General features: G+C 36.8%; 19 protein-coding genes and 1 pseudogene. 8 read left to right on the forward strand and 12 right to left on the reverse strand.

Annotation, left to right across the window (positions count from 1 at the left end; genetic code table 11):
• Both GGG_RS21040 and GGG_RS0112135 read left to right on the forward strand, forming a co-directional pair.
• Positions 1–425, forward strand: a 425-nt coding sequence (locus tag GGG_RS21040; RefSeq protein ID WP_010115248.1) for a hypothetical protein, incomplete at its 5' end; no start/stop codon positions are given.
• Positions 425–916 (forward strand): hypothetical protein, encoded by a 492-nt coding sequence (locus tag GGG_RS0112135; protein WP_010115249.1) that lies wholly within the window; start codon positions 425–427, stop codon positions 914–916. The genes GGG_RS21040 and GGG_RS0112135, both read left to right, overlap by 1 nt.
• Before the next feature lie 180 nt (positions 917–1,096).
• Here the strand turns inward: GGG_RS0112135 and GGG_RS0112140 are convergent, their stop codons facing one another.
• The 4 genes from GGG_RS0112140 to GGG_RS20690 form a co-directional block, all read right to left on the reverse strand.
• Positions 1,097–2,032 (reverse strand): hypothetical protein, encoded by a 936-nt coding sequence (locus GGG_RS0112140; RefSeq protein WP_010115251.1) that lies wholly within the window; start codon positions 2,030–2,032, stop codon positions 1,097–1,099.
• Positions 2,033–2,244: 212 nt separating this feature from the next.
• On the reverse strand, positions 2,245–3,288 hold the full coding sequence (locus tag GGG_RS0112145; protein WP_010115252.1) for a YqaJ viral recombinase family protein: 1,044 nt from the start codon (positions 3,286–3,288) through the stop codon (positions 2,245–2,247).
• Between the two features lie 202 nt (positions 3,289–3,490).
• The gene (locus GGG_RS0112150; RefSeq protein WP_010115254.1) at positions 3,491–4,525 is read right to left on the reverse strand and encodes a DUF932 domain-containing protein; all 1,035 of its coding nucleotides are present in this window, start codon (positions 4,523–4,525) and stop codon (positions 3,491–3,493) included.
• Between the two features lie 59 nt (positions 4,526–4,584).
• Positions 4,585–4,884 (reverse strand): hypothetical protein, encoded by a 300-nt coding sequence (locus GGG_RS20690; RefSeq protein ID WP_081399945.1) that lies wholly within the window; start codon positions 4,882–4,884, stop codon positions 4,585–4,587.
• Positions 4,885–5,089: 205 nt separating this feature from the next.
• Here GGG_RS20690 and GGG_RS0112160 point away from each other — a divergent pair, with 205 nt between their 5' ends.
• The 5 genes from GGG_RS0112160 to GGG_RS0112185 all read left to right on the forward strand — a co-directional run bounded on the left by GGG_RS0112160 (position 5,090) and on the right by GGG_RS0112185 (position 7,335).
• The gene (locus GGG_RS0112160; RefSeq protein ID WP_010115256.1) at positions 5,090–5,380 is read left to right on the forward strand and encodes a hypothetical protein; all 291 of its coding nucleotides are present in this window, start codon (positions 5,090–5,092) and stop codon (positions 5,378–5,380) included.
• A 685-nt stretch (positions 5,381–6,065) separates the two neighbouring features.
• Complete coding sequence (locus GGG_RS0112170) at positions 6,066–6,320, forward strand: hypothetical protein (RefSeq protein WP_010115257.1); 255 nt, start codon at positions 6,066–6,068, stop codon at positions 6,318–6,320.
• 2 nt (positions 6,321–6,322) lie between these two features.
• Positions 6,323–6,451, forward strand: a complete 129-nt coding sequence (locus GGG_RS21540) for a hypothetical protein (protein WP_264650126.1) — start codon at positions 6,323–6,325, stop codon at positions 6,449–6,451.
• Positions 6,452–6,676: a hypothetical protein gene (locus tag GGG_RS0112180; protein ID WP_010115258.1), complete on the forward strand. Its 225-nt coding sequence runs from the start codon at positions 6,452–6,454 to the stop codon at positions 6,674–6,676. It abuts the gene before it with no gap.
• A 14-nt stretch (positions 6,677–6,690) separates the two neighbouring features.
• Entirely contained in the window at positions 6,691–7,335 is a 645-nt protein-coding gene (locus GGG_RS0112185) for a hypothetical protein (protein ID WP_010115259.1), read from the forward strand.
• A gap of 84 nt (positions 7,336–7,419) precedes the next feature.
• On the opposite strand, the gene GGG_RS19755 is transcribed toward GGG_RS0112185, so the two are convergent.
• The 5 genes and pseudogenes from GGG_RS19755 to GGG_RS0112205 all read right to left on the reverse strand — a co-directional run bounded on the left by GGG_RS19755 (position 7,420) and on the right by GGG_RS0112205 (position 12,335).
• On the reverse strand, positions 7,420–8,223 hold the full coding sequence (locus GGG_RS19755; RefSeq protein WP_032811740.1) for a GIY-YIG nuclease family protein: 804 nt from the start codon (positions 8,221–8,223) through the stop codon (positions 7,420–7,422).
• A gap of 30 nt (positions 8,224–8,253) precedes the next feature.
• Positions 8,254–8,556: pseudogene (locus GGG_RS21575) on the reverse strand (DUF6508 domain-containing protein); the annotation flags it as partial.
• Between the two features lie 182 nt (positions 8,557–8,738).
• Complete coding sequence (locus GGG_RS0112195; RefSeq protein WP_010115262.1) at positions 8,739–9,683, reverse strand: inovirus-type Gp2 protein; 945 nt, start codon at positions 9,681–9,683, stop codon at positions 8,739–8,741.
• A gap of 385 nt (positions 9,684–10,068) precedes the next feature.
• Positions 10,069–11,295, reverse strand: coding sequence for a hypothetical protein (locus GGG_RS0112200; protein WP_010115264.1), 1,227 nt, complete (start codon positions 11,293–11,295; stop codon positions 10,069–10,071).
• Positions 11,296–11,453: 158 nt separating this feature from the next.
• Positions 11,454–12,335, reverse strand: coding sequence for a hypothetical protein (locus GGG_RS0112205; RefSeq protein WP_010115265.1), 882 nt, complete (start codon positions 12,333–12,335; stop codon positions 11,454–11,456).
• A gap of 214 nt (positions 12,336–12,549) precedes the next feature.
• Here GGG_RS0112205 and GGG_RS0112210 point away from each other — a divergent pair, with 214 nt between their 5' ends.
• On the forward strand, positions 12,550–12,771 hold the full coding sequence (locus GGG_RS0112210; protein WP_010115266.1) for a hypothetical protein: 222 nt from the start codon (positions 12,550–12,552) through the stop codon (positions 12,769–12,771).
• Here the strand turns inward: GGG_RS0112210 and GGG_RS0112215 are convergent.
• From GGG_RS0112215 to GGG_RS0112225, 3 genes are all read right to left on the reverse strand, one after another.
• Positions 12,764–13,963: an integrase arm-type DNA-binding domain-containing protein gene (locus GGG_RS0112215; protein WP_010115267.1), complete on the reverse strand. Its 1,200-nt coding sequence runs from the start codon at positions 13,961–13,963 to the stop codon at positions 12,764–12,766. The genes GGG_RS0112210 and GGG_RS0112215 overlap by 8 nt on opposite strands.
• Before the next feature lie 593 nt (positions 13,964–14,556).
• Positions 14,557–16,626, reverse strand: coding sequence for an EAL domain-containing protein (locus tag GGG_RS0112220; protein WP_010115268.1), 2,070 nt, complete (start codon positions 16,624–16,626; stop codon positions 14,557–14,559).
• A 210-nt stretch (positions 16,627–16,836) separates the two neighbouring features.
• Positions 16,837–19,020, reverse strand: coding sequence for a carboxy terminal-processing peptidase (locus tag GGG_RS0112225; RefSeq protein WP_010115269.1), 2,184 nt, complete (start codon positions 19,018–19,020; stop codon positions 16,837–16,839).
• Positions 19,021–19,175: the final 155 nt, after the last annotated feature.

Below are 19,175 nucleotides of genomic sequence, written 5' to 3' on the forward strand. Positions count from 1 at the left end.
AACCATTATTCAATCAATTAATTGAAAATTGGGATACAGAAAATATTATATTATTAGAACATTTATTACTATGCTTATGTGATAGACACACTCATCAATCAAAATTTGATACAGCAACAAAATTTTTTGATATCTCAGATTTTACATTCTCATATTTGCCCTTTGAAATACATACAATCTTAAGGTTAAGAACAGAAAAAGGCTTAGAAAATCCTATTTTAAACCATGTAATTATGACAACTCCTTTAGGAAAATTTTATCCAAATAAAAAACCTTATATGGACGATTTTTTATTAAAAATCTTGAAACGTGCAAGATTAGAATATCCAGACTTTGAAGATGGTCTTTTTGCAAAGGAGGGACTTTATGCTGACACGATTAAACCAAGTGCCGATAAAAAACCTTGGCAATTTTGGAAAAAATGATGGAAATTTCAAATAAAGAGTTTGAACTATTAAAAATCATTCTAGAAGATAGTATTAGTTATTTTGAAGATAAGAGTGGTAATGACTTTTACCTTGAAGGTGATGACTCTCCTGAACGCTTGAATGTATTTCAAGAAATTATTGAAACTCAAGCAGATGAAGAAGATAAAAAAGAACTTCTAGAAAATATAACTTGTTGGACATACGATATATGGGTGGTTCGCTACTTGACAGAGCTCAACCCCCAAGTAAGTTTAAATCATACTCAATTAGAAATGTGCTTACTTTTACTTGAAGAAATACAACAAGTTCCTTGTTTACTACGTGGTGAGTTTAGGTTCAATAAATCTGAAATTGATTTTGTGGAAGAGATTTTGCATTTAAACAAACCCAATGTAGATGATGAAATTTATTATATAAATAGCTTGAAAATTACAAACTATTTGATTAAAAAAATTAGAAATTACCTATTTAAACCTAAGTTGTATTAGCTCCAACTTAATCTGGCTGTACTAGCTTAAACTTGATCTGACAGTTACCTTTTTTAATTTTCTTTATCTTTGTTCCCATTTACTCTATAGGGATGGTTAGTATTTTAATTCACCAAGCTAAAATATTTGGTTTTTAAGATTCCGAAAAAGCCTTATATTTTTAATATAAGGCAAATTCACCTAATTAACTGCCCTCACACTCCCCTGCAATCCCTTCTGAATATCTTGCACGAATCCATCCCCTTGATTAAATTTAGGCTTTGTCTTAGTTTTCGACTCAGGCTGAGTTTGTTCAGACTCAACGACCTCATCCGTATAAAACTCCTCCACCAAATCTAATCCCTCCTCTGAATTCACTTCAAATCTCGCATTACCATAACCTTGTCGTGCTATTTGATCTAATGCATTCTGATTGAATCCACTCTGTTTACTTTGCTGATCAATGTCTTTTGCCATCTGAATGGCTTGTTGAAGATTTACACCATCACGTAGTGTTAAATCCACGTAATACACAGGGGTTCGATAGCTTTGAGTTGTCGATTTTCCTCTCAGTGTCAATTGCAGTGGCAGACACGAAAGTAAGCCATTGGATGCAGCATGGTAATAACTCAATCGTGCTGCCAAGGTGCGAATGCTATTAAAGCCCGTGGTTCTAAAAATGAAAGTTCCCAGTTCATCCGACTCATCTAGGTTGACGTGTAAACGTCCATAAGGCTTGCAGTTGCCGCCTTGTGCCAATGGACATAAGTCAGGGGATGGACATGAATGTTGTTCAATGCCTTGATTGGTCAGTCGCTGGCAAGTTTCCCCATTCCCTACACAAATCGGGCGTCCTGTTTGTCGGTCAAATAAACTGTACTCTGCACGTAGATTAAGTTCAGGGTCGTTAAAGATCATCCGCACAGGAATAGTTCTGAGTTTTTGGTTTTGATTCGGTGCTTTGGCTCTGAGCTGTTCATCGAGTGGATGTTTGACCCAGCCCTCTTTGCCTTGAATTTGACTGGTAATGGTGAATTGGTCATCCTTTTCGGGGATGCGTTTGCCGTTCTTTTCAACCACTTTACCAATGCTAATTCTGCCGAGTATTGGCGGTGTAACCGCTAAACCTTTAATCATGTTGTTTGTCCTATAAGTAAAATTTTACTGCTTACCCCTTGTTATGTAAGTAAACAGAAATATGAAAAAGCTACGACTTCGCAAAAACCGCCATTGTTGGTCTACCGCTCCTTCGGGAGTCGGTAGATCGGGGGTGGTTTTTTGCGCTTTTGGGAAAAATGGATATTTCATGCATATATAGTTAGTGATATAGATGCTTGGTTTAGATAGGATTAGTCATCATCGCTATAGATTTGAAAACGCCGTGTACCTGCCTTGTTTTGTGGAAATTCATTGATCAGTTCTGGATGCATTTTCAATACTGCCTTACTGTCTAAAGCAATGGAGTCTTTGGATCGTTTCCATGTCACTGAACCCGTGGCAAAAGTGGCTCGCTCTGCATCCTTCATCAACATTTGAATGTGATGTTTGGTTTCATCAAAGTTGTTTTGATGGATTTCAATGTGATGTTTTTCTTTAATCAGTTGAGTAAACAATCGATTGGCTTGTTCGTTTTGGCTGAGGTCTTCCACTGTGAGTGGCACATGTTGTGGATAAAGTTGTTGGATGGCTTTGGCTGCCGACTCACTGGCATCGACATCAGGTGGCGTATCTTTTTCTACACATTCCCAAAAGTAACGTTCTGAATTGATAATGTGTTTGATCACGGTTTCACTGCGTGTGACTTTATAGATACGAGTTTCATGTCCACAGATCAGTACACAAATATGCGCTGCCTGCTTTCCTGTCACTGCCAGTTGATGTTGAACTTGGCAGAGTACATATAAAGGCACACCATCTCGCCATAGTTTGGCACCATGTTCACCTGCGGTTTTGCATTCTAGAATCTGGACTTCATCACTGCCTACCACGGAGTAATCCAAATTTGCCAACATAAAATGTTTATCGGCTTCGGGATGTTGTAGGACTGCATTGATGCGACGGACTTTGTTATTGGTATGCATGCTGTAGTATTCAGCGACTAAAGGTTCAAGTTGTTTGCCCCAATAGAGTGGTGCATGACCTGTGCTTTCATCTTCAATGGATTGTTTGACTCGTCCTGTTTTGATCATCCACAGTTCGAGCATCGACATATAGGGATTGAGTCCACAGGCTGCGGCACAATCACTACTACCGATACCTTGACGACGTACTTCAAGCCATTCTGCCTGAGTCATGTTTTTGGTATTGACTAAGCGTTTGGCGGTAAACAATTTTGGGGCAATAAATGGGGTACTCGCCTGTTGCATGGATGGGTTTAATATTACTGTATTCATGGTGAATTCCTGATTTTTTAATTGAGGGTTTTATGACGGTTTGGATTGAGCGTTAAGAAGTCGTTTTGATCAAAGGAACAAATTTCGGGCATAAAAAAACCACATCCGAAGATGTGGCTTGATGATTTTTAAAACAAAAATTTGATTTAAAAGACAGTTGCTTAGGCTATCTTTCCATGAGAAAAAGTATATCTTTCCACGCTTATGAGAGCATACTTAAGGCTTGTTCGAGCCCACGTTGTTTCATCGTTGCACCTGCACCAAACCAAGCTGAATCAAGTCGATGGTCAGTGCTCATGGCACGACGTTCGTGATCTATAAATTCCGTGATCGAGCACAATAATCCATAGGCAGTATCTTTGGCTGAAGAGAGGCTTGCACCTCGTCCTTGTCCATTAAACATCTCCATGGCTTTACTCATTGATTTGGCATTCGGTTCAGATTTTTCCTTGCCATTGGCTTGAGTAGCAATATCTCGATAGAACTGAATAATGTTGTCCTCTTGATCAGCAATGCTCATACTGGTGTTATTAAACACAGCATCGAAATAAGCAGCTGCTTCATACTGGGTGACTTTACGTTGACTAAGTTGTTTCATCTCATACATGTGTTCATCCCATGCGCGGATTGAAATGCCCAATTGCTGTTTGACCTTATCTGCATCAAACTTAGTGCTGTGTGGCACTTTAATCACGCCTGCACTACTGTTTTGTCCTTTTAAGGCAATGGCTAAAGTGTTGTTACACACCACACGGATCGAAGTGAATTGTGCTGTGGTTGCCAATGTTCCATCACAAGCAGTTGCCAAAAGCATATAACCATTACTGACATCTTTACCCTTTAACATCGAGGTTTGTCCTGTACGTGCCAATGCCCAGAATTTCTTTCCACCTTTGAGCACGCCTGCTGTTTCAAGCTCAAAGCCTGATTGCTCAGTCAGATCACGATAAAATTCTAAAATCTCTCTCGGTTGTACTTCCTGAAAGCGTTGACTAACCACCGAAAGTGGTGCATGGGTATCAGAGCGATACAGAACTCGTTGTTCTTCATAAGGCATGATGATGCTTTGCCCTCGTTCATTTTGTGCCATATAACTGACATTGGAGGATTCAATGCGCCAGTCCATGCCTGCCTGTTGTGCCCAGACTTCAATCGGTTGGTTTTGCGTGAGTTGATTGCCGAGTCCATGCCAAGGGGTTTCTCCGACATAGGCCATTTGTTCAAGTTGATGTGCCATGGTTGTATTCCTTTTAATTTGAAAATGAAATTTGATTCTGTATTGATATGGATCGATCTTTAGTGCAGAAGATGTGTTGGAAACTTTTGGTAGCAGTTGTGGCAAAAGCACAAATTCTGTTGTGGCGGTGCGCTTGGTTCAGTGAATGAATTCAATACACTGCCCAACATACCTCCCAAAAACGTTCCTGCGATTCCACCAACAATGGGTGGCAGATTGAAAGTCTTTGCGACTGTGCTTCCCAATGCGCCTAATGTGGTTGGTGTGACCAGACTGGATAAGGCTGTATTGGATTGTTGTGTACTTGCTTCAACCAACATCACATTCGTTGAATGGCAAAAGGGACAGCTCAAGTGCATGACTTGACTCCTTAATTTTGGGCATAAAAAAGCCTGCTTGATGGCAGGCTTAATCTTCATATTTTCATGTATTCTCAAATGAGCTTCATGATTCTCATTAGGATGTTATGTATTTGAAATTATTTGGAATTAGATTTTCTTTAACTTTTATTTACACCCTAAAATCAGTAAGATAAATTAAAACATCACAAATGATTTTAGAATTATGACTCAGATTAAAATTGGCGAATTTTGTAATAAGTATGGATTTACAGCACATCAAATACGACATGCAACTCGTACAGGAAAATTAGACAAAGTTGCTAAAGGAATCGTAGACGAAGAAGTTGCACTACAAATAATGTTGTCATACACAAAACCCAAGCAACAAATAAATCCAAAAGCTGGGCAATCAACTCAAACTCAGGATAAGCCAACATTTTTATCTCAGGAATGGGTAAAATCTATGATTGCCCCTGCGAGTAACGGTGGAAAAGTTTTTCCACCGAATGAATGATATTAAAAGTGAGCTTTGAGGCTTGTATGGCAGACACATAGGAAGCACCTATGCTAGCCCTCATCAGAATACTGCGTATTCAGGGGTCGTAAGCCTTTACGACGACTGCCATACAAGAAACTTCATTTTAGATTAGATTTAATAATGACCAATAAATGCAATTGCAACAAATCTTATCTTCTATCTTTGATTCTATTTATTTTTTCAACTCAGCTTGATTGACTAAACTCACCCTTAATTTTATCATTCAATTGCTGACCTACATCGTCAGTCGGTTTTGACAGACCGTTTACAAAAGGCGCACAACAACGCTGTTCTGGTTTTGTGCGTACTCTTAAGTCACGCCTTTATGGTGAGACTGGGAGGGGCACGCTTGCGTGCGCTGATTTCCTTTTGTATCAGTCTGTCAACCCGTCCAGTCTTGCCACCATTATTTGACAGTAATTTGGTAAGACTCCCTTTCATACAAAAGGAGTAGTCACCATGACTCATTTTTTTCTATCTTTATTGTTTTCCCTAAAACGATTTTCTATCCCCGTGTTGCCCTAACAGCACTCATAAACTTTTGCTTATTGAACTGATCTAAAAGCGATTCAGCCTTAGAAAGCTTTATCTCACCTACCGTTTAGTAAATTCAGCAAAATTGATAACACTTCAAATAACACAATAATAACTCGGGGAAATGATGAAAATTCAAACTTCACTTGTACTCATCTCACTTGCACTGATGACAACTGGTTGTGCCAGTAAAGCTGAACGCCAATTTATCAGTGGATGTAAAACAGGTGGGATCGATGGTAGTACTTGCTCATGTATTTATGATCGACTTGAAGATAAATACGGTGAGGATGATCTCAAAAGCAATCTCTACACCTTGCAACAAACTGAATCCTTCCAAATGGATCTGGTCAATATTTCCTATCAATGCATGAAGGAGTAGCCATGAGAACACTCGCAGGCATCATCTGCATTGTTGCAGTGATTTTCTTTTTAGGCTTGCCCTTCATTGGCTTCATGATCGTGATGGGAATTTTTATTGCATTAGCAAAATTTGCCACTGGAGGAAAGTAAGTGAATTCGAATATCAAAACAGGTTTGATTAGTGTCTATTTGGTGATTGGTTTCTTCTTTGCGGTCTATCAACACTTTTGGGGACAGTATAACTACAAGTCCTTTGCCTACAATATTGGGCAAGGTTTGGTTTGGCCTGCGGTGATGTTTCCAACAGTAGGGAAAATCATTGGTGGAATTTTGATTCTATGGTTGGTCGGTTTTCTGACTATGCGTTCTAAGTGAGTGAGAGCCAAACTATGAAAAAAATATTTTCCACTTTAGCAATATCAACTTTACTCATTGCATGTAATCAGAACAATCAGCCAACTCAGAAGACTACAACGGATCAAACATCCAGCTCACCTGTTCAGATAGAGCAATCCAAATATGCTCCATATAGCAAGGACGAGGTTGAAGCCAAAGTACAAGCTTTAACTCAGATTGTGGAGAATGATACCGAGTATCTGCCTGCGGCAGTTAAGCAAGCTCAATCATTTCTTGAGAGTTGGAATAAATATCCTGAAGCACTCAAATCTATGATGGAGTCTGACCTCGATCCCAACAACGCTGAATATAGCAATCATATTCCCATGGAAATGGAACAGCCTGCATTATCTGTTCGTGCTCAAATTACCAGTCGTGAGTCTCAATCTGCTTTTAATGTACAAGGAGCGATTGAATATATTCTAGAAATTCAGTCCACCAACGATCAACCTTTTGTTTTACAAGGCATGAGTATTAATCGTGGTCGTTGTGGTTATTACACCGCAGATTTCCATAGCAAGATGCCTGTGCAAATGAGCTATAGTTCAACAGTATCCTATTTGCTGAAATGCCGTGGTGATCAAGTCCTTGAAGCTGAATTAATAACTGATCAAGGTAATGTGAATTTGTCTTTTTAATGATGTTTAAATCCATGTACATAGAAAAGCTCGGCGGTTGCCGAGCTTTTCTATCCCATCTAAGAATAAATATTCAAAGCTGGTTTAATTCGAGTTATAGCCAAACTTTCTTGTCATTAAAGTATCTTTCCACCAACTTTCTCTACTCAATATGACTTTGTCATCCGTTGTCGATTTAAAAATATCGAGAATTGAATATCTAAAATGGTTTTCAATATGCTCTTTCGAAAGTTGTTTAAGCTGAACATTCCCACCATGTCGACTTTTCACATAATTCTGCCATCGATTTAACAACATATTTTCAGCATATGCAGATCCAACATATTGTTTCCCATTAGATGTATCCGTAATCAAATATACTGCTTTTTGATTTTGCAAAGCTGTTTTCCATGATTCTTTTTCAATAACTCGTGTTAACTCCTGCCATGATATATTTACATTTTCATATCCTGGGAAAATATCATTGTCAAAAATATCGGGAAGAAGTTGATGTACTTCGCATTCATCAATAATTGTATTTGCCCAACGAATTAAGGTTTGAGATGAATTTTTATATTTCACAACTAAGCGACCAAAGAACTTACGGTATTGTTCCAAAGCCTCAAACTCATATCCAACATCATTAAATTTATTAAGATCCTTAGTCACTCTTCCGACATGAACCAATAGCCATAAGTCTTCATTTGGTTTTATTCTGATGAGCCCAATAGTGAACTGGCCTTCTCTATAAGATTTCTTGGAATTATAATTCCAATAGTGCCCTTTAAGAATTTCGTCAATATTCCCATTTTTAAATACTTCAATCGGGTTCCAATTTCCACCAAACATGACATTCAGTCTAATTTTTGTATTATCTAAATCTTGAATTTGCAAAAGATCATTGAGCATGACCTTATGATGAGCCTCAGCTAAAATAGACAGATGCTCTATTGCTTTTAAAACTAGGCCTGAGCGAATAGTATGAGAAAGCGTACCTTCTACAAAACGTTCCATTCGAATAACTGAGGTTAAAAAAGCTAACGTTGTATTTTTATCAAACTGAAGAATTATGTTCTCATCTATATCGGCATATACCGACAATACTTCCTGATAATTCAAAACCATCTCATTAGCCATAGCTTTAATCAGATTATCTTCAATATCATTTATAGCCAAGTCAGGATGTAACTTTAAATTCTCTAAACTCGGAATAATTTCTAAAAGTGGATGATTTAAGTTCATAAATTTTTATTAAAAATATAGTAAATTTAAACCAATAATTTACAATAAAAATATAGTTTTATCTGTCCAAAAATCAATCTTCATCAATCCTAAACGTCATATTGCGTCGCTCATTAGTATCTAGATTACACAATATAGAGAACACAATACATTAGATGTGTTCTCTATTAAAAATTCAATATTTATAAACCTCTTCGGTTTTTCGAATCGATCACACCTTTACCAAAACTACGCATATTTGACGTATCCTTGACCCTTGGATGTTGTTGCTCTTTTTCAGCATTCACCAGATAAGGGACAACGTAATTCAGAAAATTATTAAGTTTATTTTCATCATGACGATGAATCATACCAATCCCTAATGTCCCCATCGCTTCATAGATCGCCATATAGTCGGGATGGTTACAGTTAAAAATATAACCATATCCATGAGTAATCTGCTTCCAGCACTCACCGACCCACTGCCCCATCATAAAACCTTCTTGATGTATATTTCCATCGTACATAAGCAGGAGATGACAATGGTAGCCTTTGCTTACCCCATGCTCTAATGCCCATGCATAACCATGTAAACCACTAAAGCAAGTATCCTGATCTGCGATACGCCGAAGTAAGACCTCTAAGGCTTGGTTAAATGCCTGAATGTTGTATAAGGCTTGATATTCTTTCTTTATAGACAAATCCACCCGAACAACTAACGTTCTCGCATAATGATGAATGAGTGTGGATGCATAATCAAAAAGGCTTTGTTGATTCTTCAATTCACGTTGTTGATATTCGATCAGTTGCTGTTTTACACAGCCTGATAATGACTTGATGTAGGTCAGAATATGCCAGACAGTCATCTCATCAAAATACTCAATAGATTCATAATTTGCCTGATGCATTAGGCTGAGTGTGTAATCAACGATGTTCACAACATCAATGAATATCAGTACTGTATTGCAATAGAAAAAATCAGCATTGTAGATTGGCTTAAATGACTGAACTAATTTTTGTAGGTCTATCATCAGGTTTTGATGATATAAATCATAACTACCTAAGCAAACTTCTTGAATGAAATGGTCTACTGCTGCCAATACTTCTGCTTCATGGTAAAGCTGATCATATTGAATATTCTGGTACATTTAGGTTCTCACTGAAACATAAGGTTCATATGTAAGTGAGGAATATATTTTTTTACTGATCTTGATTCTAAAGCAGGATGTTGTGATCATCCTGCTTAGCTGAATATGCTCATAGACTTTGGAACATACTATAGGTTAGTTCTGAATATTTTAACACTGTGTTATTGATACATAGTCTATAGCCCATTTGAGTATAGGCTATACTGTGCTAAGTGTCTCACAGTACTCACTCAACTAGATAAGATATTATTTATATATTACTTATAGTTAATAATATATATCACCTGCTAAGTGCTCTATCCTGTAGTTTCGATAAGTTCGTTCATCTACATAACGCTAATCGCCAATCTATCGGATTTTGCTTAGGCTAAAGTTACACTAATTTTTATTTTTTAGGCAGGCTTCCTCTGAACACCCTGTACATTCTTTTTCCCTCAAGACGTAACACTTGATCCACTTCAGACTGTTCCTCAGAAATCATCTTAATGGATTTCAGGTATAGCTGAAGCTCGAATGGGCAGTAAAAAAATTCAGATAGCACGATGTAAGCAACAGCATGTTCACAAATCAGCCTTTTCATATTCTGATTATTCTTGCCGACTGCTAAAAAATGGGAGATAAGTTTTTTATGTGACCATGCAACAGGCAGCTCAACCGCTTCAAATCTTATCGCATCTGTGCCTGTAAATTGATATTTTTTTTCTTCTCTAATTTTATCGAAATAAACGTTTTCCCAGTAATAGCAGATATCTTCAATCCATTCTTCTGCTTCAATGCCAATATCAGGCACAATAAACATCATTCTGAAGCATAATTTATTGTCTTCTGCTAAATCCCAGAACCCCAAATACCCTGAAATCTGAGCAAGTTGCCTGTAGCCCCTCATTGCGTTCATAAAGTCTTTTTTTAGATTAATGAAGCTATCATCGTATAATTTTTGCTGTCCATGCATCAGAAACTCAATGGTAAAAATAAAACTTCTAGCACTCAGATTCATCACATTATTAAAATATTGGCAATATTCATGAAATTTTTTGACAGCCTTATTTTCTTCATTTTTTCGCTTTATAAATTCCTCATGGTTTCTGAACTTTTCAATAAATTCATCCATATAAGCAATATTTTCGACACTCATGTCACTAAACACATCAGGGAAGAAATTCGCAGGCAAAACGTTAAATTGTGTAGGCTTGCTCCTTTCATTCAGAGTGGGACGTAATTGTTCATGCAACCTCACTAATTTCTCATTTTTAATATGTAAATCGAGAACCTCGTAATACAGCTCCACCCGTGATGTCGACTCAAATAAATTGACTTTATATTCCGCATTATCAATATGCATCCTACGGGTATTCTTCAGACCAAGATCATTACTAAGAAATTTAAAAGGATAAAACTTATAAGCAGAAACCGGAAAATAGAACTTATTCCATGTGATTAAAAAATAATGTCCCTTCATCTTATCTAGTGATCTTATAAACAGTATCAATTCCAATAAAATTCCCAGATTCAACTCATCCCTGTGTTTCAGAAAACCGCTGCGATTCAGGTCGATACCAAGGTTGTGAAAAATATTTTTAATTATTTTGTCACTGAAATAAACTAAAGACATTACTATACCTGCATTTAAACTATTTTTAGAGATCAAATTTGTATATCATAGTACCAAAATTATTAGCTTATTAACCAATCTTTGTAAGGCTTGTGATTCATATAATTCAGCCAAATTTTCATTAGATATATTTTACAGGTACAGCTTAAAACAAACTTTTAGAACAAGATTTCTTTCAATATATCAGGCTGAGTTCGGAGCTCATGAATGATGGTTTCAGCAATGTATCCACCACTGTAAGGCATCTTATACCCAAACTTTTCCATCTCTTTAGAAGGATATTTTGCTTTCAGTATCTGATTAAGATTGTTAAGTTCGAGCTGTAATTTTTCTAATTTTTTCCCAATTGATGCTGGCTTTCTTCGCACGCCATCTGACTGAGCTTTAGCATACAACTGCTTACTCTCCTGCTCTAATTCACTGAGCATTTTTTGCTTAAGCACAAATTCAGACTGAAGCCATTCAATATCGTAAGCCTCAAAAGCTTTGACTAGATCATTAAGCACAAAATTAACTGCTTGATTCAAATTATCCCATTTGCCACGACGCGCCACCTGCTCTCTTAAAATGCGATATAAAATTTCCCGTCTTGGATATAAATGCTTGTCGTAACGAGCTTTGACTGCAATGATTGCCTTTGCACTTTTGGCAAGTGTACGGTTCTGAATAAACTCCACTCCACCGAGCATTTGCACATAAGCAATTAAAATATCTGAATATTGCCTTTGGAAAATTTTGGCAGGCAAGTTATTCACCTCAAGTCTTAATGTATTTATCTGCATTAAAAGCTGTGCAATCTGGAATGGCTTGAAAGGGATTGAAACCACATCCCCCATCATTTCTAAATGAAAAGCTGACTGCTCACTCAATGGAAAATCATTTTGCTGCATTCTTTTTATGATTTTTTCTTTTTGATCAATATATGATTGATTCTCCGTTTCTATTAATTCATTATCCAATTCACACTGATAGTAGTAACAAAAGTTTAACCATATATTTTGCTCAAGCTGCTCTAAGCTTGATATTTTTTTATCAATCATAATTTATTAAAATACAGATAATTGTATAGCATAATACTAATATATTTTTAAAAGCTAGCACCAATCTACTTTTACTATTTTCTAAATTTTATAGTTACCCCATCAATGAACTGATCTAATAGTTTTAACATTATAGGTTGATTTCCAGCCAATATTTAAGGTTAAAAAATTAGTTCTTTTATCTAATTGCGATAATCACAAAAGGATCAAAGATATGGGCTACTTAACATCTAAAGAAATTCGCCACAAACTCAAAAATTGCTCTGCATCGACTTTATGGCGTTACCAACAACCTAATCAAAAAATGTTCGAGCAACCAATGCCTCAACCTATTAAGAAATGCGCTGGCTCTACTAGCCTTTGGGATGAAGAAATGTTTAACGAATGGCTAATCAAATATTTCAATAACAACCAAATGAGTAATCTGTCTAGCTAGACAGATTACTTAACTTTTTCCACCATTTTTTATAAGCCTTCGACATCTCTTTTTGATAATCATAATAGTCATATGTCCCCTGTTCCCCAGGCATCACATGACCAACCATCAGTTCCGCAACATCCCTACTTGTAAACGCACTGAAATTTGTCCTTGCTGTACGCCGTAAATCATGCATAGACCAATGATCCATTTCAATTTTATAATTCTTCCTTGCAAATTGCATGAAGTTATAAGGGGTATCTGTTGGCCCACTACGCCCCATTGGCTCTTTGCCATTTTCATGTGGGAAAATGTATTCAGAATTACTCAAATCCATTGCAGACTGAAGCCACGGTTTGATCTCATCAATAATAGGTCGAACAATGTCCCCTTTACTTTCTCCTGTCTTATGATTTTCATACGGTACTGTCCATGTATTTTTACTTAAATCAAAATCTGATTTCCGTGCAAGCCTCAACTCACTATATCGATTACCATAAAACAAACATAACTTGAGAAATAAAACATTCCTTAATGATGTTCTAGACTCATCACAAATTTTAAAAATTAAAGACAACTCATCATCTTGTAATACTCGAACAGTTTTATTTTTCTTAATATTCAAGTCACGCTTTCCAGTGATATGTCTTATGGGATTTTGCTCAATTAATTTTCGATTAATCCCCCAATCCAAACACTGCTTTGTATTAGTTAGGATGCGATCGGTTATTGATGGTGACTGTTTAAATTGCTCTTCCAGCAAATCCAGCCACATGTGCAACGTAATTTGCTCAGCAGGAATGCTTCCTAATTTAGGAAAAACATATAGTTCAAATGACCTCAGATATTGTTCTGCATTCTTTTTATTAGGAATACTATATTTAGTGTGCCACTCTCTAAATAAAGCTTCAAATGTAATAGCCTCTGTGATCTTGTGAAGCTCTACCTTTTTGTGAATACGTGGGTCATGTCCTTTTTCTAATATTGCTTTCATTTTTTGCAATTCAGTACGAGCCTCTTTAAGACTCATATTTGGATATGTTCCTAAGTCTAAACGAGCTTGTTTATCGTTGTATCGAAAACGCATCTGAAAAGTGAGCTTTCCTTTTTGCGATACACGAACACTTAGACCATCTTGATCAGGCTCCGTATGTATTGCCGAACGTTCACGATCCAAATTCTTCTTAAGCCACGTATCTGTTAGAGGCATTTTACTCCACCTGTGTACATATTTTTTTCAAATAGAAAATTCTAGAAAATGTGTACACACATATGTACACAAACATACTGACTAGACTTGAAATCTATTGAATGGGGTTGAAAAATATAACAGATAAAGAATATCAATATTTTTATATTTTTACAGCACTTACAATGCTTTTATTATTATATTTGAAATAGGTTGAATGGGCTTGAATAGATATCAAATATTTGGGTGGGAAATGATGGCGAACGTACGTCGCTGAGCGACTTGAGTCGCTAATTCATTTTGAAAGCTCATGCAAAATACCTACTGCGAATACGCAGTTTTAAGGATCAAAAAAGACCCAAATATAAAATTGGCGATATTGTAGCAGAATTACGTCATGCTACACGGTAATCTTGAAAGTAGTTTTTTAACTACAATGCCGAATATTTACATTGGTCTATACCTTGTTTTGCTGTTCAAAAGTTTTTTGAGACTAAGCAACATTAAGAACATATCAAAATGATATTACTCAAGTTGTTTATTGTGGTTAAAAAATAACAATTAATTGATCATAAAATCAATGAGCAACTTCAAATTTCGTAAAATAGTTTAAATCAAGCAAAAACTGGATAACACGATTCCAAACGATCGACAGGTAAAGGCATACCGAGCAAATAGCCTTGTAGTTGTTGGCAACCTAAACGCTTTAAAATTTCAGCTTGTTGCTCTGTTTCTACACCTTCAGCTGTAACCACCAATCCCAAACGGATAGCCAACTGAATAATGCTCTCTAATATAATTTCTTCTTTTGAGCCCACACTTAAATTACGAATAAATTCACGATCTATTTTCAATTCATCTACCGGTAAATCTTTTAAATATAAAAAGCTCGAATGTCCTGTTCCAAAATCATCAATCGCTAATTTAATGCCTAAATTTCTTAGTTTTTCAAATGTTTGAATACTACTTGAAATATGATGCATAGCGGTGGATTCGGTAATTTCAATAATTAAATTACCACTTTTAACATTATATTTTCTAATCAGCTTTTCCAAAGATTCAATCAAATGCTTATGTTCAAATTGTACGGCTGAAAGGTTAACTGCGATTGGACCAAAAGCATATTGTTTTTCTTCCCACTCGCGCATTTGCATACACGCTTGCTCTAATGCCCAATAACCCATTCGAATGATTAAGCCTGTTTGCTCAGCACCCTCAATAAACATACTTGGTGCAAGTAATCCTAGCGACGGATGCTTCCATCGAATCAGTGCTTCAACACCACAAATCTGATAGTCTGCAGTAAACTTAGGCTGATAAAACAGTATAAACTGTTGATCTTCAACTGCTTTATAAAGATCATTAATCAACTTAGATTGGCTACGACTTAGAAGTTGTTGATCAGAAGAATTACTATAAATACTAAAGGTATTTCGACCTTGCTCTTTAGATTGCATCATCGCTGAATCGGCATTGATCAATAGATCTTGCAAACTCTTTCCATTATCAGGGAAAAAAACGATGCCGATACTTGCAGAAATATTGATTTCTTTGCCTGAAATCTGAAAACCATCTTGGATTTTTTGTAGCACCAAACTGGCTATTTGTTCAGCTTGAGCTTTGTTCACCCTTTCTGCAATCAGAATAAATTCATCACCACCGATTCGAATCAGCTTTTGCCCTTGTCCTAATAATGGATATAGGCGTTGTGCTAATTTCACCAATAATTCATCACCAACATGATGTCCAAAGGCATCATTCACCGACTTAAAACGATCTAAGTCGATATAAATTAAAGCTGTTCTAGATTTTCTTTCGTTACTTTCTAAGAATAAAGCGTCAGTATATTCAACTAAAAATAAACGATTGGGTAACTTGGTTAAATTGTCTTGCAATGCCAAGCTTTCAAGCTCTTTATTGGCCTGAACTAGTTGTAAATTTCGTTCTTCTAATCTTTTTTCTAAAATCGCAACACAGAATGCAGAAACTAAAACCAAACTGGTGACAAAAATGATGGCAAACAACAGAATGTCCTGTCGCTCTTGCACATGTTGCGTCGCATGAATAACATCGCCTATTGGATAAAACGTCGCAGAAGCCATCCCTGTATAATGCATGCCCACGATAGTAAAAGCGATCATGAATGAAACAGCAACTTTATATAAAGTCCTATGATGAAAAGTATTTTTATATTTAAATGCAAGCCAAAACGACAGACCAGAACCACTAATTGCGATCAGAACAGAAAACACCACCAATGGAATATTATAATAAATCATTTGATCAGGAACACTTAATCCCATCATCCCCACGTAGTGCATACCAGAAACGCCCAAGCCCATTAACATAGCGCCTAAAATCAAACGCAGAATAGGTAAAGTGTCACGTGTGGTTAACCAAACGGCAAAAGTAGAAGCAATAGCAGCAATAATATAAGAAATAATGGTCAAGCTAAGATCAAATGAATAGCCTTCTGGCAAATGACATGCAAGCATTCCGATAAAATGCATCGCCCAAATTGCGAAACCGAACGTCATTCCACAGACACATAACATCAATTTTTTGATACGTGCAGTTTTTTGTTTAAATATGAGCTGTTCCAATGAAATAGCAACGTAACAAATGATCACTGCAATGCATACAGAGCCTATTACGAGACTAGTGTCATAACTCATATAACTCATAAAATTTTTCTTCCCGTAATAAATCTATTTTTGTTATAAGAAGCCCCTATAATTACGCCGCATAACTGCGATCAGGTTCACCTTTTTTAAATATCTTTAGTTCTCCTTAAAATATCACTATCCTATTGAACGTCAAGTTATTTTTATTTGAATAGATAAAAAAAGCATATATCAAATATGCTTTTTAATTTATCTAAACAATATGTTTAATTATTTGCTTTTCAAACTTGCCATATCGAGTAAAACATTGGCAGCTTCATTCACAAAAGTTTCTTCTTCGGCCAATGCAGGACGTTGATTTGCTTTCATTTTCGCGCGTGATTCAGCTAAAGCATCTAAACTTGCCTGATAACTTTCCCAGTTCGAATACGGTTTCAAACCTGTTTCAGTACGGCGTTTATTCTCAGCAGCTAAAGTTTTCGCCTCAAGCGCAATTAATTCAGCTTTACGCTGATCAATATCTAAAGACACTTGTTTCTGATCTTTGGCTTGTTGTGCAATGGCTTTACGAGTTTCTAAATATTGAAATTGAGGATCAGCAGCCACGCGTACTTTTGATTTTTCATCAAGCTTTGTCACATAAGGCTGAATTGAACCTTCACGCTTGAATGGTGCTGTTGGAATGGTATCCCATTTCAAGGCATTTTTAGCTTTACGTTCACCAAACTCTTCATCATAAATATCGACCAGTTTAATGTCTGGAATTACGCCTTTATTTTGCGTACTACCACCTGTAACTCGATAGAATTTACGTTGCGTCAGCGTTGCTTGACCATAGGCTAAGCTGTCTAATTGTACTTGAGCAGTCCCCTTACCAGTTGTTGTACTTCCCAACACAATTGCACGATCATAATCTTGCAATGCAGCAGAATAAATTTCACTCGCAGATGCAGACGCTAAATTGACAAGCACGGCCAATGGTCCTGCATAGGTCTGAGCGCCACCATCGGTATCTTCAAACACGCTGACATTACCATTGCCATCACGGATTTGAACCACAGGTCCTTCTTTAATCACTTGCCCAATCATCTTGGCAACTTCTTCTAAAGAACCACCTGGATTATTACGCAAATCAATAATAATACCTTCTACTTTTTGTGAAGCGAGTGATTTCAAAGCATTATTGGTATCTTCTGCAACTGAACGATATTCAGTTCCTGCTCGACGCGCACGATAATTTAAATAAAATGATGGAATCTCTAACACACCGAATTTATGCTTCACGCCATTACGTGTCACATCCACCGTACGTGAGCGTACACCTGCATCTTCTTCTTGAATCACATCACGGGTAATGGTCACCACTCTAGCTTGATTCATTGAAGCGCCAGCGGCTAAAAGTTTAACTGAGACTTTTGTGCCACGTTTACCACGAATTAAACCAACAATTTCAGAACTTGGCCAACCAATTACATCCACCATTTTATCGCCATCTTGGGCAACACCAATGATGCGATCACCCGATTTCACCTGCCCTGTCTTACTTGCAGGACCACCGTCTACAATGGTTTCAATTTTGGTGTAATCTTCATTTCCACGTTCAGGTCGAATAGAAACGCCAATCCCTTCCAATTGCAATGTGGTTTGACGATTCAACTCCATCGCATCAACAGGTGGGAAATAGTTACTGTGCGGATCATAGGTCAATGTCATCGCATTTAAAATGCGCTCTAACACATCATCGCTTTTAGTACGTCCAATACGCTCTAACTGGCGGGTATATCGCTTAGTCAGTGTTTGAACTGGGGTTAGGTCCTCAGACGATGCGAGATCTTGTCCATTTGCTAAAGAAGGGTCATCCTTTAAGGCTTTTTGTTTAGCCTGGTCTTCTTGTTTGGCAATGGTCAAGTTAATCAACTGTGAAACCAGCATTTTACGCCAGTAATTTTCTAGCTCTGCTTTGCTTCCAAAGAAAGCTGCTTTTTCACGATCTGTGTCGATAAATTGATTTGGCTGATGTAAGTTTTGTGTTTTCTTGAGTTCAGCCAATTCAAATTCATAAAATTCTTTTAGACGTGCACGATACTGCGCATGAATTTCATACGGTGCAGACAAATTACCTGCTTTTAATGCAGCACCTAAAGTCGGTCCATATTTTTTCTTATAGTTTTCAACTTCCGAAGCCAAGAATAACGTGTGCTCAGGATCAAGACTGTCGATATACATATCTAAAATACGATTTGATGTATTGACATCTAATCGCATATTTAAATAATGTTGACGATCAATCAACGTAGCGAGCTGTCGTGTAACCAAAGCCTGCTCTTGCGTAGGATGAATTGACTGAGAAACATTTGTAGCATTGGTTTCAGCCATTGCCTGATTGATGGTATGTGAAAAAAATAAACCACCAGTTGCCAGTGCTATAGCGCAAGCGAGAGTTTGAAGTTTCATAAATTCTTAATATTTCCTTGGGTTTTCCAATTTCTATATCGTTTTTCAATCTGAACTCAACAGTTTCAAGATCTTAAACGACTTTATCTGTTTATGTTGTGTAGTTTTATCATAATCTGTGCAGACTAAATGTAGCAAATCATTGCAGAAATCAG

The sequence above is a fragment of the Acinetobacter sp. P8-3-8 genome (assembly GCF_000214135.1).
Classification (GTDB): domain Bacteria; phylum Pseudomonadota; class Gammaproteobacteria; order Pseudomonadales; family Moraxellaceae; genus Acinetobacter.

Excerpts from the sequence above, each read along its gene's own strand:
- GGG_RS0112135 (WP_010115249.1), top strand. The coding sequence starts at position 425 with ATGGAAATTTCAAATAAAGAGTTTGAACTATTAAAAATCATTCTAGAA.
- GGG_RS0112140 (WP_010115251.1), bottom strand. The coding sequence starts at position 2,032 with ATGATTAAAGGTTTAGCGGTTACACCGCCAATACTCGGCAGAATTAGC.
- GGG_RS0112145 (WP_010115252.1), bottom strand. The coding sequence starts at position 3,288 with ATGAATACAGTAATATTAAACCCATCCATGCAACAGGCGAGTACCCCA.
- GGG_RS0112150 (WP_010115254.1), bottom strand. The coding sequence starts at position 4,525 with ATGGCACATCAACTTGAACAAATGGCCTATGTCGGAGAAACCCCTTGG.
- GGG_RS20690 (WP_081399945.1), bottom strand. The coding sequence starts at position 4,884 with ATGCACTTGAGCTGTCCCTTTTGCCATTCAACGAATGTGATGTTGGTT.
- GGG_RS0112160 (WP_010115256.1), top strand. The coding sequence starts at position 5,090 with ATGACTCAGATTAAAATTGGCGAATTTTGTAATAAGTATGGATTTACA.
- GGG_RS0112170 (WP_010115257.1), top strand. The coding sequence starts at position 6,066 with ATGAAAATTCAAACTTCACTTGTACTCATCTCACTTGCACTGATGACA.
- GGG_RS21540 (WP_264650126.1), top strand. The coding sequence starts at position 6,323 with ATGAGAACACTCGCAGGCATCATCTGCATTGTTGCAGTGATTTTCTTT.
- GGG_RS0112185 (WP_010115259.1), top strand. The coding sequence starts at position 6,691 with ATGAAAAAAATATTTTCCACTTTAGCAATATCAACTTTACTCATTGCA.
- GGG_RS19755 (WP_032811740.1), bottom strand. The coding sequence starts at position 8,223 with ATGCTCAATGATCTTTTGCAAATTCAAGATTTAGATAATACAAAAATT.
- GGG_RS0112195 (WP_010115262.1), bottom strand. The coding sequence starts at position 9,683 with ATGTACCAGAATATTCAATATGATCAGCTTTACCATGAAGCAGAAGTA.
- GGG_RS0112200 (WP_010115264.1), bottom strand. The coding sequence starts at position 11,295 with ATGTCTTTAGTTTATTTCAGTGACAAAATAATTAAAAATATTTTTCAC.
- GGG_RS0112205 (WP_010115265.1), bottom strand. The coding sequence starts at position 12,335 with ATGATTGATAAAAAAATATCAAGCTTAGAGCAGCTTGAGCAAAATATA.
- GGG_RS0112210 (WP_010115266.1), top strand. The coding sequence starts at position 12,550 with ATGGGCTACTTAACATCTAAAGAAATTCGCCACAAACTCAAAAATTGC.
- GGG_RS0112215 (WP_010115267.1), bottom strand. The coding sequence starts at position 13,963 with ATGCCTCTAACAGATACGTGGCTTAAGAAGAATTTGGATCGTGAACGT.
- GGG_RS0112220 (WP_010115268.1), bottom strand. The coding sequence starts at position 16,626 with ATGAGTTATATGAGTTATGACACTAGTCTCGTAATAGGCTCTGTATGC.
- GGG_RS0112225 (WP_010115269.1), bottom strand. The coding sequence starts at position 19,020 with ATGAAACTTCAAACTCTCGCTTGCGCTATAGCACTGGCAACTGGTGGT.